The following is a 15,001-nucleotide window of genomic DNA, read 5'->3' as shown; positions in this document are numbered from 1 at the left end:
GCGCAGCAGGGCGCCGATGTTGTCGCCAGCTTCACCAGAGTCCAGCAGCTTGCGGAACATTTCAACGCCTGTGCAGGTCGTCTTCTTGGTGTCGCGGATACCAACGATTTCGATCTCGTCACCAACGTTGATCACGCCACGCTCAACACGGCCAGTCACAACAGTACCACGCCCAGAGATCGAGAACACGTCCTCGATTGGCATCAGGAACGGCAGGTCAACCGCACGTGCAGGTGTCGGGATATATGTGTCGACAGCTTCCATCAGCTTTTTGATGGATTCTTCACCAATCTCTGGTGTCTTGCCTTCCATAGCGGCCAGCGCCGAACCCGGGATCACTGGAATATCGTCGCCTGGGTACTCGTAAGAGGACAGCAGTTCGCGGATTTCCATTTCAACCAGCTCAAGCAGCTCATCGTCATCCACTTGGTCAACTTTGTTCATGTAGACGACCATGTAAGGAATGCCCACCTGACGACCAAGCAGGATGTGCTCGCGGGTCTGTGGCATTGGGCCGTCAGCCGCGTTCACAACCAGGATCGCGCCGTCCATCTGGGCGGCACCAGTGATCATGTTCTTGACGTAGTCGGCGTGGCCGGGGCAGTCGACGTGCGCGTAGTGGCGGCTCTCTGTCTCATACTCAACGTGTGCAGTTGAGATCGTGATACCACGTGCTTTTTCTTCGGGCGCGCCATCAATCTGGTCATACGCCTGAAAATCACCAAAGTACTTCGTGATCGCCGCTGTCAGGGTCGTCTTGCCGTGGTCAACGTGGCCAATCGTGCCAATGTTTACGTGCGGCTTGTTACGTTCAAACTTTGCCTTTGCCATGGTGTGGCTCCTTCAAATGATATTGGGCAGCGGGATAGGCCCGCCATGTTACGTGTGGGTGGGCGGGGCTATCCCCGCCGCACCGCTTATGCGTATTTCGCCTGAATCTCTTCAGAGATGTTGCTTGGCACTGGATCGTAGTGATCAAACTGCATCGTAAACTGCGCGCGGCCCGAAGACATGGAGCGCAATGTGTTGATGTAGCCGAACATATTCGCCAGTGGCACCATTGCGTCGATTGCAATGGCAACACCGCGTGTGTCCTGACCCTGCACCTGACCCCGACGTGATGTCAGGTCACCAATGATACCACCGGTGTATTCTTCAGGTGTGATCACTTCGACCTTCATGATGGGTTCGAGCAGTTTCGCGCCAGCTTTGCGCATGCCCTCACGCATACACATACGAGCCGCGATTTCGAACGCCATGATGGACGAGTCAACATCGTGGAATTTCCCGTCGATCAAGGCCACCTTGAAGTCGATCACAGGGAAGCCAGCCAATGGGCCGTTATCCATGACAGACAGGATGCCTTTTTCAACACCGGGGATGTATTCCTTCGGCACCGAACCACCAACGACGCGGCTTTCGAACGAATACCCTTCGCCCGGCTCTGTCGGTGTGATGATCATCTTCACTTCGCCGAACTGACCAGAACCACCAGATTGCTTCTTGTGGGTGTAGGTATGTTCAACTTCGTGACCAATGGTTTCACGATAAGCCACCTGAGGTGCACCGATGTTCGCCTCAACTTTGAACTCGCGCTTCATGCGGTCGATCAAGATGTCGAGGTGCAATTCGCCCATGCCCTTCATGATGGTCTGACCGGATTCCAGATCAGTTTCCACGCGGAAAGATGGATCCTCGGCAGATAGACGCTGCAACGCGATGCCCATCTTTTCCTGGTCACCCTTTGTTTTTGGCTCAACGGCGATCTCGATCACAGGATCGGGGAACGTCATTGTTTCCAGAACGACAGGGTCCTGTGGATCACAGATTGTGTCACCGGTTGTTGTGTTCTTCAGACCACCCAGCGCGATGATGTCGCCAGCGAACGCTTCAGAGATTTCCTCGCGGTCGTTGGAGTGCATCATCATCATCCGGCCCACACGCTCTTTGTTCCCCTTGGTGGAGTTGAGCATCGTGTCGCCCTTGTTCAGCGTACCAGAATAAATCCGGGTAAACGTCAAGGAGCCCACAAATGGGTCGTTCATGATTTTGAACGCAAGACCAGAGAACGCCATGGCATCGTCCGCACGGCGAGCAATGTCACGAACTTCGTCGTCATCGCCGGGCTTAAAGCCCATGTAATCTACGACGTCGAGCGGGCTTGGCAGGTAATCAACAACAGCGTTCAGCAGCGGCTGCACACCTTTGTTCTTAAATGCAGAGCCACCCAGAACAGGAACAAAAGCCAGCGACAGGCAGCCTTGGCGGACCAACGCGCGCAGCGTTGGAACGTCTGGCTCGTTGCCTTCAAGATAGGCTTCCATTGCGACGTCGTCTTGCTCAACTGCAGCTTCAACCAGCTTTTCACGCCATTCGGCAGCTTGGTCAGCCAGATCAGCACGGATCGGTGCTTTGATCCAAGACGCGCCAAGGTCTTCGCCTTGCCACAGCCACTCTTCCATGGTGACCAGATCAACAAGGCCTTCCAGCTGGTCTTCTGCACCAATTGGGAAAGCAACCGGGATCGCACGTGCGCCGGTCCGATCCTCGATCATTTCAACACACTTGAAGAAGTCAGCGCCGATTTTGTCCATCTTGTTGACGAAAACCATACGCGGGACTTTGTAACGGTCGGCCTGACGCCAAACTGTTTCTGTCTGCGGCTCAACACCAGCGTTGGCGTCAAGAACACAAACAGCGCCATCAAGCACAGCCAAAGAACGCTCAACTTCAATGGTGAAGTCAACGTGGCCCGGCGTGTCGATGATGTTCATCCGGTGCTTGGGGCTATCAGGCTCTGTGCCGTTCTCAGTGCGCTCCCAGAAGGTGGTTGTCGCAGCAGAAGTAATCGTGATGCCACGTTCCTGCTCTTGCTCCATCCAGTCCATGGTGGCCGCACCATCGTGCACTTCGCCGATGTTGTGGGATTTGCCTGTGTAATACAGGATACGTTCGGAACATGTGGTCTTACCGGCGTCGATGTGCGCGATAATGCCAAAGTTGCGATATAGGTCGAGGGGATAGTCGCGTGCCATTTTAGTGCTTTCCTCTTACCAGCGATAGTGGCTGAACGCTTTGTTCGCGTCGGCCATCTTATGGGTGTCTTCACGCTTTTTGACGGCTGTGCCGCGGCCGTTGACCGCATCCATCAGCTCGCCTGCGAGGCGCTCTTCCATAGTGTTTTCGTTGCGCTTTTTCGCAGCAGCGATCAACCAACGGATGGCCAGTGCTTCGCGGCGCTCGGGGCGCACTTCGACAGGCACCTGATATGTCGCACCACCAACGCGGCGCGAACGCACTTCGACGGATGGTTTGATGTTATCAAGGCTCTCGTGAAAGACTTCCACAGGGGATTTCTTCAGCTTGTCTTCAACGCGGTCAAAGGCGTTGTAGACGATACGTTCTGCGACGGATTTCTTTCCGTCGATCATGAGGTTGTTCATGAACTTTGTCAGAACCAGATCACCAAATTTGGCGTCTGGCAGGACTTCGCGTTTTTCAGCGGCGTGACGACGTGACATGCGCTTCTCTCTTTTGTTTCTCGAATGCGCCCCGGACTTGATCCGGGGCCTCTATTTCAGCAGGAGATCCCGGACAATGGCCGGGATGATCCTATCGGATCACTTAGGACGCTTCGCGCCGTACTTGGAACGGCGTTGCTTACGGTCTTTGACACCTTGGGTATCAAGTACACCGCGCAGGATGTGGTAACGGACACCGGGAAGGTCTTTTACACGGCCGCCGCGGATCAGAACCACAGAGTGTTCCTGAAGGTTGTGGCTTTCACCGGGGATGTAAGAGATGACCTCAAAACCGTTTGTCAGGCGCACTTTGGCAACCTTACGCATGGCCGAGTTCGGCTTCTTCGGTGTGGTTGTGTAAACGCGTGTGCAAACACCGCGTTTTTGTGGGCAGCCTTCCATGTGCTGCGACTTGGATCGTGTGACTTTTGGCTGGCGCGGCTTGCGGATCAGCTGCTGAATCGTTGGCATCGTTTGATGTTCCCATCTATTCACATGTGCGTCCGGCAAACGCGAGGTTTCAAAGCGCACTTTCCATCTCGGAAAGCACAAAAATTCCGCAGTCGAACCCTTACCGGAGGTTCGGTGCGGTGAGCTCCAGAGGAACAAAGCGATAGGTGCTCGGTTCTTGGCCACTACGTGGTATGATATCGGGACGACGAAGGAACCCTTCTACCCGGATGAGCGGCGTATAGGAGGAGTCGGAAAGTCTGTCAACAGCAGGGCACGTGCCCGGAACAGCTGTCGGGGCTTTCAGTCGCGGACAGGCCAATAACACTGGCCGCTATCGCATAACACCTCGTTATTATTGCTTAGCATATGTGGACAGCCCCATCGTTATTTCAAGGCGCACCCTTGCCGCCAACGCATATGATGGAGACACCACGATGATCCGCACAACTGTAACGCTTTTGACCCTTTTCACGATTTCCGCCTGCACCGTGTCATCGTCAGACAACAGGCCCGACTTTACCCCAACCGTCAGTGCCGCTGACGTTGATCGGGCCTTTGCCGAGGCCGATACGATCAGCGCCCTGCCCCAGACGACATTCGGCAATCTGCCCACAGGCAGCGTGACCTACACCGGCAAACTGGGCGCAGATGTCAGCGGCGACGCAAATGGCAGCATCCTTGGCGATCTGAATATGAATGTTGGCTTTGCTTCGAACCGTGTGGGTGGCAGCGTGTCAAACATCAACCTGATTGATCCAGACGGCACCCCCAATCAGCGGTTTGATGGGCGTCTTGCGCTTGATGGCGTAGAAACGGCCGGGCAGATTGACACCTTTGCATCAGGTGACATCACAGGTGTCGATGTGAACGGCAATCAGGTTGATGCCCAGATGCTTTTGATACTTGAGGGCGATGTGCGGGATCGGTTCAGCCGCGGTGACACGGTCTATGGCACTGCCAGCGGGCAGACCGAGGGCGATTTTGAGATAGACGTCGAAGGCGTCTTTTATGGCACGCGCGACTAGGGCTGTCTGATCCGTTCGCGGGGCTTCGTCTCGCGGTAAAGCGTGAACAGGCCCGTGGCGACAACAATGGCCGCACCACCCATAGCCAAGGTATTGGGCCATTCATCAAAGACCAGCACGCCAAGGATCAGAGCGGCCAGCAGGCTCGTATAGCGAAACGGCGCGACAAACCCGATCTCGCCAAAGCGCATCGCGCTCACGGACGCAATGTAGCCAAAAATCAGAAACGCCGTGGCACCCCCCAATTGCAGTGCCGACGTGGCCGAGATTGGCGCCCATTCGGTAAACGCCGATCCGACACCGCCCATCACCGTGACGCTGACAGCCGCAACCAACGCCACAAGAACCGAAGGGACATCACCGGACATGCGTCGCACAACGACATCGCGTAGCGTGACACAAACCACGGCACCAAGGGCATACAGGCTGAAGATGCTGAAATCCGCGCCGCCAGGTTGAATGACCAGCAGAACGCCGACAAAACCCACGAAGATGGCCGTGAACCGAAGCCAGCCAAGCGCCTCGCCAAGGAAAACCGCCGCCGCCAGGCTGACCGCAAGCGGCAGCACCTGTAGGATCGCACTGACATTGGCAAGAGGCATGTGGAACAATGCAGTGAGGATAAAATAGGTGCCCCCCATCTCTCCAACGGTTCGCAGCACCACAAGTTGCCAGTCCCGTATGGAGAAATCAAAGCGCATTTGTCCCAGCAGTTTGCACATGACTGCCAGACAGACTACCGCGCCAATCCCCCGAAAGAAGATCGCTTGAAACAGCGGCAACTCATCCGCCAGCGCCTTCATGAAGGCGTCGTTGAACGTATAGGCGCACATCGCACCCATCATCAAAAGCGCACCACGAATATTGTCTGACAAGGCCAGCATAAGTTCGGCCTATCAGCGCAATTCAACTGGGACCAGCATTAACCGCTAGCGCAGCACATGCACCGCACATCTTGCATGGCGAACAACCTTGGCAGCCGTGGACCCCAAGAGGTAATCTTGCATACCCGGCTGATGGCTGGCCACGATGATAAGATCGACACCGTTGTTATCAGCATGGGACAAGATCGTGCGGGACGAGTGCCCTTCGACCACCATGCTGGACGCATCTGCAACACCATCGACAAGGTTCTTCAACCCCACGACGACCTCGGCTTTGGCCGCCTCGATATGCCCTTCGGGCAGGTATTGCGTTGCGTAATTCGGCAACTGCTCAAGTACGTGCAAACAGGTGATGCAACCGCCTTCGGCACGCAGCGACTGTGCTACGTCCATGGCTCCTTGCGCATTGCGATCCGCCTCAAACGAGACAGGAACGAGGATGTTCTTATACATGGTGATCTTCCTTCTTGTTTTCACAAAGATAGCGTGACGCGGAAGAGCGCGCTTTGATCTGCATCACCAAAGCGAAGAATGGGGTGGTCCAAGCCGCAGTGGCCCAACAAAAAAGGGGCCCGCAAGGGGCCCCTTCTCAATTCTTATCAACAGAAAGGCTTATGCCTCGCCGCCCTCTGGTGTCTCGACGATCAGATCATCGTAGGTCTCACCTTCTGGGGCGCCGCTGTCCATCGCCAGTGGCGCAGCCAATGCCGCGGCTTGTTCAGCCTCTTCGCGGCGCGCCTCGATCACGACGTTGTCACGCTCTGCTGCAACACGGCGCATTTGTTGTGTTGCACCACCGGTACCAGCGGGGATCAGACGGCCAACAATGACGTTCTCTTTCAAACCGATCAGCTTGTCCCGCTTGCCCTGCACGGATGCTTCGGTCAGCACGCGCGTGGTTTCCTGGAACGATGCGGCAGAGATGAACGAACGGGTCTGCAAGGACGCTTTTGTGATACCCAACAAGATCGGCTCGCCCTGTGCAGGGCGGTCACCCCGTGCAAGTGCCTTTGCGTTGGCTTCATCAAATTCAGCCTTATCGACGTTCTCGCCTTTCAGCAGAACAGTGTCACCACTGTCCTGAATCTCCCACTTCTGGAGCATCTGACGCACGATAACTTCGATGTGCTTGTCGTTGATCTTCACACCCTGCAAACGATAAACGTCCTGCACTTCGTCGATCATATAGTCGGCCAGCGCCTCAACACCCATAACCGCGAGAATATCGTGCGGGGCCGGGTTGCCGTCCATGATGTAGTCGCCCTTTTTGATAAAGTCACCTTCCGCAACCGGAATGTGCTTACCCTTGGGCACCATGTACTCGACCTTCACCTCTGCATCGTCAGAGGATTCAATCGCGATGCGACGCTTGTTCTTATAGTCCTTGCCAAAGCGCACATAGCCATCGATTTCGGCGATGATCGCGTGATCTTTCGGACGACGGGCTTCGAACAGTTCGGCCACACGTGGCAGACCACCGGTAATGTCCTTAGTCTTGGCACCCTCACGTGGGATACGCGCGACAACGTCACCGGCTTTGATCTCTTCTCCGTCTTCCACTGACAGAACCGCATCAACAGACATCGGATAGGCAACTGGGTTGCCATCTTCCTTGACTGCTGCTTCGCCGTCTTTGCCCACAACGATGATCTTTGGTGCAAGCTCATTGCCCTTGGGTGCCGCGCGCCAGTCAGACACGATGCGCTGGGTCATACCCGTTGCATCATCAGTGTCTTCACGGACCGCGATCCCGTTGACCAGATCAACGTATTTGGCTGTACCGGACTGTTCGGCAATGATCGGCAGAGTGTATGGATCCCATTCGAACATCTTATCGCCGCGCAGGATGTCCTGCCCGTCTTTGACAAACACCTTGGAACCGTAACCCACCTTGTGGCTGGCGATTTCATTGTCGTCTGCGTCCATGATCGACAGGGTCATGTTGCGACCCATTACAACCATTTCACCAGCGGCATTTTCCAACAACACTTCGTTGTCGAAACGAACCTTACCGGGCTGAGACGCCTCTTGGAACGACTGTTGGCCACCTTGGGCAACACCACCAATGTGGAATGTCCGCATGGTCAGCTGCGTGCCGGGTTCACCGATTGACTGTGCGGCGATGATACCGACAGCTTCACCAATGTTAACCCGTGTACCGCGGGCCAAGTCACGGCCATAGCACATTGCGCAGACGCCATCCTCGGATTCGCATGTCAGCGGTGAGCGGATGCGCATCTTGGCGATGCCCGCCATGTCGATCATGTCGGCCTTGCGTTCGTCGATCAGTTCACCTGCTTCGACGATCACTTCGTCCGTGCCCGGCTTGATGACATCATCCGCAGACACACGGCCCAGCACACGCTCGGCCAAAGACGCGACAACCTCACCATCATTGACCGCAGCCTCAGCCGTGATCGCACGCTCTGTTCCGCAATCGACCTCGCGGACGATACAGTCTTGGGCGACGTCCACCAGACGACGTGTCAGGTAACCAGAGTTCGCAGTTTTCAACGCCGTATCCGACAGACCCTTACGGGCACCGTGGGTAGAGTTGAAGTATTCAAGAACGGTCAGACCTTCCTTAAAGTTCGAAATGATCGGCGTTTCGATGATCTCGCCATTCGGCTTGGCCATCAGACCGCGCATACCACCCAGCTGCTTCATCTGTGTGACCGAGCCACGCGCACCAGAGTGGGCCATCATGTAAACCGAGTTCGGCTCACCCTGTGATCCATCTTCCAGCGTTGGTGTCTCACCAATGGTAGCCATCATCGCGTCGGTGACTTTGTCGTTGGACTTTGACCAAGCATCGACAACCTTGTTGTACTTCTCACCTTGGGTGATCAGGCCGTCCATATATTGCTGTTCAAAGTCCTTCACCTGATCGCGGGTCTCGTTGACGAGGTCCCACTTGGTATCAGGCACAACCATGTCGTCCTTACCAAAGGAAATGCCCGCCTTGAACGCTTCACGGAAACCCATGGTCATGATCTGGTCACAGAAGATGACAGATTCTTTCTGACCACAGTAGCGATAGACAGTGTCGATGACCTGCTGCACTTCTTTCTTGCGCAGCAGACGGTTGACCAAGGCAAAAGGTGCTTTGGTGTTCAGCGGCAGCAATGACCCCAGACGCAAACGGCCCGGTGTGGTTTCAAAGCGCATCTGCACTTCGTTACCTTCGTCATCAATCTGCATCATCCGCGCGTTGATTTTTGCGTGCAGATGCACCTCACCCGCGGTCAGGGCGTGCTCAACTTCTTCGATATCGCTGAAGTTCATGCCCTCACCCTTCATGCCGTCGCGCATGATGGTGGTGTAGTAGAGGCCCAAAATCATATCCTGCGATGGCACGATGATTGGCGCACCGTTCGATGGCGACAACACGTTGTTCGTGGACATCATCAGAACACGGGCTTCAAGCTGTGCTTCCAGTGAAAGCGGCACGTGAACGGCCATCTGGTCACCGTCAAAGTCGGCGTTAAACGCAGAACAGACAAGCGGGTGAAGCTGGATGGCCTTACCTTCGATCAGGACAGGTTCAAACGCCTGAATGCCCAAACGGTGCAGCGTCGGCGCACGGTTCAGCATGACAGGGTGTTCGCGGATCACCTCATCAAGGATATCCCAAACCTCTGGACGCTCTTTTTCGACCAGTTTCTTGGCTTGCTTGACGGTGGAAGACAGACCCTTCGCTTCAAGACGCGAATAGATGAACGGCTTGAACAGCTCCAGCGCCATCTTTTTCGGCAGACCACATTGGTGCAGCTTGAGTTCCGGACCGGTCACGATGACCGAACGACCCGAGAAATCGACGCGTTTACCCAAAAGGTTCTGACGGAAGCGACCCTGCTTACCTTTCAGCATGTCAGACAGCGATTTCAGCGGGCGCTTGTTGGCACCGGTGATCACGCGGCCACGACGGCCGTTGTCAAACAATGCATCAACAGATTCCTGCAGCATCCGCTTTTCGTTGCGAACGATGATATCAGGTGCGCGCAGTTCGATCAGACGCTTCAGACGGTTGTTGCGGTTGATCACACGACGATAAAGATCGTTCAGATCAGAGGTTGCAAAACGGCCACCATCCAGTGGGACCAGCGGGCGCAGTTCTGGCGGGATCACAGGGATCACTGTCAGAACCATCCACTCTGGGCGGTTACCGGATTCAAGGAAGGATTCCACGATCTTCAAACGCTTGATGATCTTCTTTGGCTTCAGCTCGCCTGTGGCCTCTTTGAGGTCAGCGCGCAGTTGTTCTGCTTCGGACTCAAGGTCGATCTGGGACAGCATTTCGCGGATCGCTTCGGCACCGATGTTGGCTTGGAACGCGTCCATGCCATACAAATCCTGCGCGTCGTTGAATTCTTCCTCGGTCATCAACTGACCATAGGTCAGGTCAGTCAGGCCGGGTTCGATCACCACGTAGTTTTCGAAGTACAGAATACGTTCCAGATCGCGCAGCGTCATGTCCAGCATCAGGCCGATGCGGGATGGCAGCGATTTCAGGAACCAGATGTGTGCAACGGGTGCCGCCAGCTCAATATGGCCCATCCGCTCGCGGCGAACCTTTTGCAGGGTGACTTCCACACCGCATTTTTCGCAGACAACGCCGCGATACTTCATGCGTTTATATTTACCGCACAGGCATTCGTAATCTTTGATCGGGCCAAAGATACGCGCGCAGAACAGACCGTCGCGTTCTGGCTTGAACGTCCGGTAGTTGATGGTTTCCGGCTTCTTGATCTCGCCGAAAGACCACGACAGGATCCGCTCTGGCGACGCCAAAGAGACCTTGATTTCGTCAAACGTTTTCGCCGGTGTGAGCGGGTTAAACGGGTTGTTTGTCAGTTCCTGGTTCATCTTCAATTCCTTGAATTGGGTGCGTTTGAGGGTGGGGAGAGTAAGGCGCGAGGCCCTACTCTTCATCCTCCGCATCCAGGAGTTCCATGTTGAGGCCGAGGCCCCGGACTTCTTTCACAAGCACGTTGAACGACTCTGGGACGCCGGCCTCAAAGTTGTCTTCGCCTTTGACGATGCTTTCATAGACTTTCGTCCGCCCTGCCACGTCATCCGACTTCACAGTCAGCATTTCTTGCAAGGTGTAAGCAGCGCCGTAGGCTTCCAATGCCCAGACTTCCATTTCCCCGAAACGCTGGCCACCGAACTGGGCTTTACCACCCAACGGTTGCTGCGTGACAAGGCTGTAAGGCCCGGTGGAACGCGCGTGGATCTTGTCATCGACAAGGTGGTGCAGTTTCAGCAGGTATTTCACACCCACTGTGACCTTGCGGCTAAACTGCTCACCGGTGCGGCCATCATAAAGAACCGACTGACCAGAGGTGTCGAACCCGGCACGCACCAGCGCGTCGTTCACGTCAGCCTCTTTCGCACCGTCAAAGACTGGTGTGGCAATTGGCACACCGCGTGTGACATTGCCTGCCGCTTCGATCAGCTCACCTTCGTCCATGCCAGCGATGCCTTCGTCATAGACGTTGTCGCCATAAACGATCTTCATCGCGTCGCGCACAGGTGTCAGATCACCGGACCGGCGGTATTCACCCAACGCATCGTCGATCTGAATGCCCAGACCGCGCGCGGCCCAACCCATGTGTGTTTCCAAGATCTGACCGACGTTCATGCGCGAAGGCACACCCAATGGGTTCAGACAGAAATCAACCGGTGTCCCGTCAGCCAAGAAAGGCATGTCTTCCATCGGGACAACCTTGGAAATAACACCTTTGTTGCCGTGACGACCGGCCATCTTATCGCCGGGCTGCAGCTTGCGCTTCACAGCCACGAAGACCTTGACCATCTTCATCACACCCGGAGGCAGATCATCGCCGCGGCGCACTTTCTCGACCTTATCCTCGAACCGTGCGTCCATCGCACGCTTCTGGATTTCGTACTGTTCGTTCAGTGCTTCCACGATCTTGGCGTCATCTTCATCCGCCATGGCCAACTGCCACCACTGACCGCGAGTCAGATCAGCAACGCTTTCTTCGGAGACAACCGAACCGGATTTAAAGCCCTTTGGACCTTTCGCCGCTTTCTTGCCGCCGATGATGTCCCACAAACGCGCATAGATGTTGCGGTCAAGAATGACCATTTCATCGTCGCGGTCACGGGCAAGGCGTTCGACCTCTTCACGTTCAATCTGCAAGGCACGTTCGTCTTTTTCCACGCCGTGGCGGTTAAAGACGCGAACCTCTACGACTGTACCAAAGTCACCCGGTGGCAGACGCAGGGATGTGTCACGCACGTCGGATGCTTTTTCACCAAAGATGGCGCGCAGCAGCTTTTCTTCCGGCGTCATCGGGCTTTCGCCTTTTGGTGTGATCTTGCCCACAAGGATATCTGCGGGGCCAACTTCGGCACCGATATAGACGATACCCGCTTCGTCGAGGTTGCGCAGAGCTTCCTCGCCGACGTTTGGAATATCGCGTGTGATTTCCTCTGGCCCAAGCTTGGTGTCACGGGCGGCGACTTCGAATTCCTCGATGTGGATCGAGGTGAAGACGTCGTCGCGCACGATACGCTCAGAGATCAGGATACTATCTTCGTAGTTATAGCCGTTCCACGGCATAAACGCGACGACCACGTTCTTACCAAGGGCCAATTCACCAATATCGGTGGATGGACCATCGGCAATAACCTGACCCTTCTGGATCTTGTCACCCACCTTCACCAGCGGACGCTGGTTGATGCAGGTGTTCTGGTTAGAACGCTGGAATTTGCGCATGCGGTAGATGTCGACGCCGGCGTCGCCCAACTCTAGGTCAGACGTCGCGCGAATAACGATACGCTGGGCATCAACCTGGTCGATGATACCGCCACGTTTCGCCATGATCGCAGCGCCACTGTCGCGGGCCACAACTTCTTCGATGCCAGTACCCACCAATGGGGCCTCGGCCTGAAGCAGTGGAACCGCCTGACGTTGCATGTTTGAACCCATCAGGGCCCGGTTCGCATCGTCGTTTTCAAGGAACGGGATCAAAGACGCCGCAACAGAGACAAGCTGCTTTGGCGACACGTCGATCAGGTCCACGTTTTCGCGTGGAGACAGCGTGTAGTCACCGTTCTTACGGGTCGAAACCAATTCGTTGTTGAACGTGCCATCGGCACCCATATTCGCGTTGGCCTGTGCCACTGTGTGACGCATTTCTTCGGTCGCGGACATGTAGGACACTTCATCAGTGACCTTGCCGTCTGTAACCTTGCGATATGGTGTTTCAATGAAACCATACTTGTTCACACGAGCGAAGGTGGCCAGCGAGTTGATCAGACCAATGTTTGGTCCTTCTGGCGTTTCAATCGGGCACATACGACCGTAGTGGGTTGGGTGCACGTCGCGCACCTCAAAGCCAGCACGCTCGCGTGTCAGACCACCGGGTCCAAGCGCTGAAAGGCGACGCTTGTGCGTGACCTCTGACAGCGGGTTGGTTTGGTCCATGAATTGGGACAATTGGCTGGAGCCAAAAAATTCGCGCACAGCAGCCGCTGCTGGTTTCGCGTTGATCAGGTCCTGCGGCATGACTGTGTCGATTTCGACAGACGACATACGCTCTTTGATCGCGCGTTCCATGCGCAACAGACCAACGCGATACTGGTTTTCCATCAGCTCGCCAACGGAACGGACGCGGCGGTTGCCAAGGTGATCGATGTCATCGACATCGCCTCTACCGTCGCGCAGTTCAACCAGCGCTTTGATGCAGGATACGATGTCTTCCTTGCGCAGGGTGCGCATGGTGTCTTCGGCATCTAGATCAAGACGCATGTTCATCTTCACACGGCCAACGGCGGACAGGTCATAGCGCTCGCTGTCAAAGAACAACGTGTCGAACAGGGCTGAGGCTGAATCAACGGTCGGCGGCTCGCCCGGACGCATGACACGGTAGATATCCATGAGCGCGGTTTCGCGGTTCATGTTCTTATCTGCGGCCATTGTGTTGCGCATGTAAGCGCCCACAGTGACGTTATCGATGTCCAGCACAGGGATCGTCTTGATGCCCGCATCAACCAGATCTTTCAGGGTGCCGCCAATGACTTCACCCTCTTTGTCCATCTCAAGCGTCAGCTCATCACCGGCTTCGACATAAATCGCACCGTTTTCTTCGTTGATGATGTCTTCGGCCACGAACTTGCCCACGATATTCTCGTATGGGACCAGCAGATCGGTGACTTCGCCTGCGTCGATCAGTTTCTTGACTGAACGCGGGGTAACCTTCTCGCCAGCTTTGGCGATGACTTCACCGGTTTTGGCGTCGACCAGATCAAAGGCAGGGCGCGTGCCGCGCACACGCTCTGGGAAGAACTTGGTTGTCCAACCCGCAGCCTTTTTGGCCAGCTTGTAGTCAACGGTGTTGTAATAGGCATTCATAATGCCTTCCTGATCCAGACCCAGCGCATAAAGCAGGGTTGTCACAGGCAGTTTACGACGGCGGTCAATCCGGCAGAACACAAGGTCCTTGGCGTCGAATTCAAAGTCGAGCCAACTGCCACGGTATGGGATAATGCGGCAGGCAAACAGGAGCTTGCCCGAAGAGTGGGTTTTGCCCTTGTCGTGGTCAAAGAACACACCGGGGGAACGGTGCATCTGGGATACGATCACGCGCTCTGTGCCGTTAACGACGAATGTGCCGTTTGGCGTCATCAAAGGCATATCACCCATGAACACGTCTTGTTCTTTGATGTCCTTGACGGATTTGGCGCCTGTGTCTTCATCAACTTCGAACACGATCAAACGCAGGGTGACCTTCAGCGGCGCGCTGTAAGTCATGTCACGCTGCTGACATTCCTCAACATCGTACTTCGGCTTTTCCAGCTCATACTTGACGAACTCAAGCACGGCGGTTTCATTGAAATCCTTGATCGGGAACACCGACTGGAAGACACCTTTGATGCCTTCACCGTCAAGCGGTGTATCACTGTCGCCAGAGCGCAGGAACAGATCGTAGGAAGATTTTTGAACCTCAATAAGGTTCGGCATTTCAAGTACTTCGCGGATTTTGCCGTAGTACTTGCGGAGGCGTTTCTGACCAAGGAATGTAGAAGCCATATGTGCCGGGTCTCCATAATGTCAGAACGCGCTTTGGCTGGGCTACCAAAACGCGTC

At 55.4% G+C, this 15,001-nt stretch carries 9 protein-coding genes; 1 reads left to right on the top strand and 8 read right to left on the bottom strand.

The window, feature by feature from the left end; all coding sequences use genetic code 11:
- The 4 genes from DHN10_RS19480 to rpsL form a co-directional block, all read right to left on the bottom strand.
- Positions 1 to 831 (bottom strand): elongation factor Tu (locus DHN10_RS19480; RefSeq protein WP_108817024.1); only part of this gene is annotated, 831 nt, incomplete at its 3' end.
- Between the two features lie 86 nt (positions 832 to 917).
- Positions 918 to 3,035 carry an elongation factor G gene (fusA, locus tag DHN10_RS19475; RefSeq protein WP_108817023.1) on the bottom strand — a complete coding sequence of 706 codons (2,118 nt, stop codon included), beginning with the start codon at positions 3,033 to 3,035 and terminating at the stop codon, positions 918 to 920.
- Positions 3,036 to 3,050: 15 nt separating this feature from the next.
- A complete protein-coding gene (gene rpsG / locus DHN10_RS19470; RefSeq protein WP_108817022.1) occupies positions 3,051 to 3,521 on the bottom strand; it encodes a 30S ribosomal protein S7 in 471 nt (156 codons plus the stop codon).
- Between the two features lie 99 nt (positions 3,522 to 3,620).
- Positions 3,621 to 3,992, bottom strand: coding sequence for a 30S ribosomal protein S12 (gene rpsL / locus DHN10_RS19465; RefSeq protein WP_055294782.1), 372 nt, complete (start codon positions 3,990 to 3,992; stop codon positions 3,621 to 3,623).
- 416 nt (positions 3,993 to 4,408) lie between these two features.
- On the opposite strand from rpsL, the gene DHN10_RS19460 reads away from it, so the two are divergent.
- The gene (locus DHN10_RS19460; RefSeq protein ID WP_159087106.1) at positions 4,409 to 4,999 is read left to right on the top strand and encodes a hypothetical protein; all 591 of its coding nucleotides are present in this window, start codon (positions 4,409 to 4,411) and stop codon (positions 4,997 to 4,999) included.
- Here DHN10_RS19460 and DHN10_RS19455 read toward each other — a convergent pair.
- The 4 genes from DHN10_RS19455 to rpoB all read right to left on the bottom strand — a co-directional run bounded on the left by DHN10_RS19455 (position 4,996) and on the right by rpoB (position 14,944).
- Positions 4,996 to 5,883, bottom strand: coding sequence for a DMT family transporter (locus DHN10_RS19455; protein ID WP_108817020.1), 888 nt, complete (start codon positions 5,881 to 5,883; stop codon positions 4,996 to 4,998). The genes DHN10_RS19460 and DHN10_RS19455 overlap by 4 nt on opposite strands.
- 45 nt (positions 5,884 to 5,928) lie before the next feature.
- Positions 5,929 to 6,336, bottom strand: a complete 408-nt coding sequence (locus DHN10_RS19450) for a universal stress protein (RefSeq protein WP_108817019.1) — start codon at positions 6,334 to 6,336, stop codon at positions 5,929 to 5,931.
- A gap of 159 nt (positions 6,337 to 6,495) precedes the next feature.
- A complete protein-coding gene (gene rpoC / locus DHN10_RS19445) occupies positions 6,496 to 10,749 on the bottom strand; it encodes a DNA-directed RNA polymerase subunit beta' (RefSeq protein ID WP_108817018.1) in 4,254 nt (1,417 codons plus the stop codon).
- 55 nt (positions 10,750 to 10,804) lie between these two features.
- On the bottom strand, positions 10,805 to 14,944 hold the full coding sequence (gene rpoB, locus DHN10_RS19440; RefSeq protein WP_108817017.1) for a DNA-directed RNA polymerase subunit beta: 4,140 nt from the start codon (positions 14,942 to 14,944) through the stop codon (positions 10,805 to 10,807).
- Positions 14,945 to 15,001 lie beyond the last annotated feature (57 nt).

Source organism: Loktanella sp. Alg231-35 (assembly GCF_900143545.1).
Lineage (GTDB): Bacteria > Pseudomonadota > Alphaproteobacteria > Rhodobacterales > Rhodobacteraceae > Yoonia.
Note: the sequence above shows the minus strand (reverse complement) of the source record. Positions and strands in the feature narration are given on the sequence as shown.

Bases quoted from the DNA above. Each gene is read 5' to 3' on its own strand.
- rpsL (WP_055294782.1), bottom strand. From the start codon at position 3,992: ATGCCAACGATTCAGCAGCTGATCCGCAAGCCGCGCCAGCCAAAAGTC.
- rpoB (WP_108817017.1), bottom strand. From the start codon at position 14,944: ATGGCTTCTACATTCCTTGGTCAGAAACGCCTCCGCAAGTACTACGGC.
- DHN10_RS19460 (WP_159087106.1), top strand. From the start codon at position 4,409: ATGATCCGCACAACTGTAACGCTTTTGACCCTTTTCACGATTTCCGCC.
- DHN10_RS19450 (WP_108817019.1), bottom strand. From the start codon at position 6,336: ATGTATAAGAACATCCTCGTTCCTGTCTCGTTTGAGGCGGATCGCAAT.
- fusA (WP_108817023.1), bottom strand. From the start codon at position 3,035: ATGGCACGCGACTATCCCCTCGACCTATATCGCAACTTTGGCATTATC.
- DHN10_RS19455 (WP_108817020.1), bottom strand. From the start codon at position 5,883: ATGCTGGCCTTGTCAGACAATATTCGTGGTGCGCTTTTGATGATGGGT.
- rpoC (WP_108817018.1), bottom strand. From the start codon at position 10,749: ATGAACCAGGAACTGACAAACAACCCGTTTAACCCGCTCACACCGGCG.
- rpsG (WP_108817022.1), bottom strand. From the start codon at position 3,521: ATGTCACGTCGTCACGCCGCTGAAAAACGCGAAGTCCTGCCAGACGCC.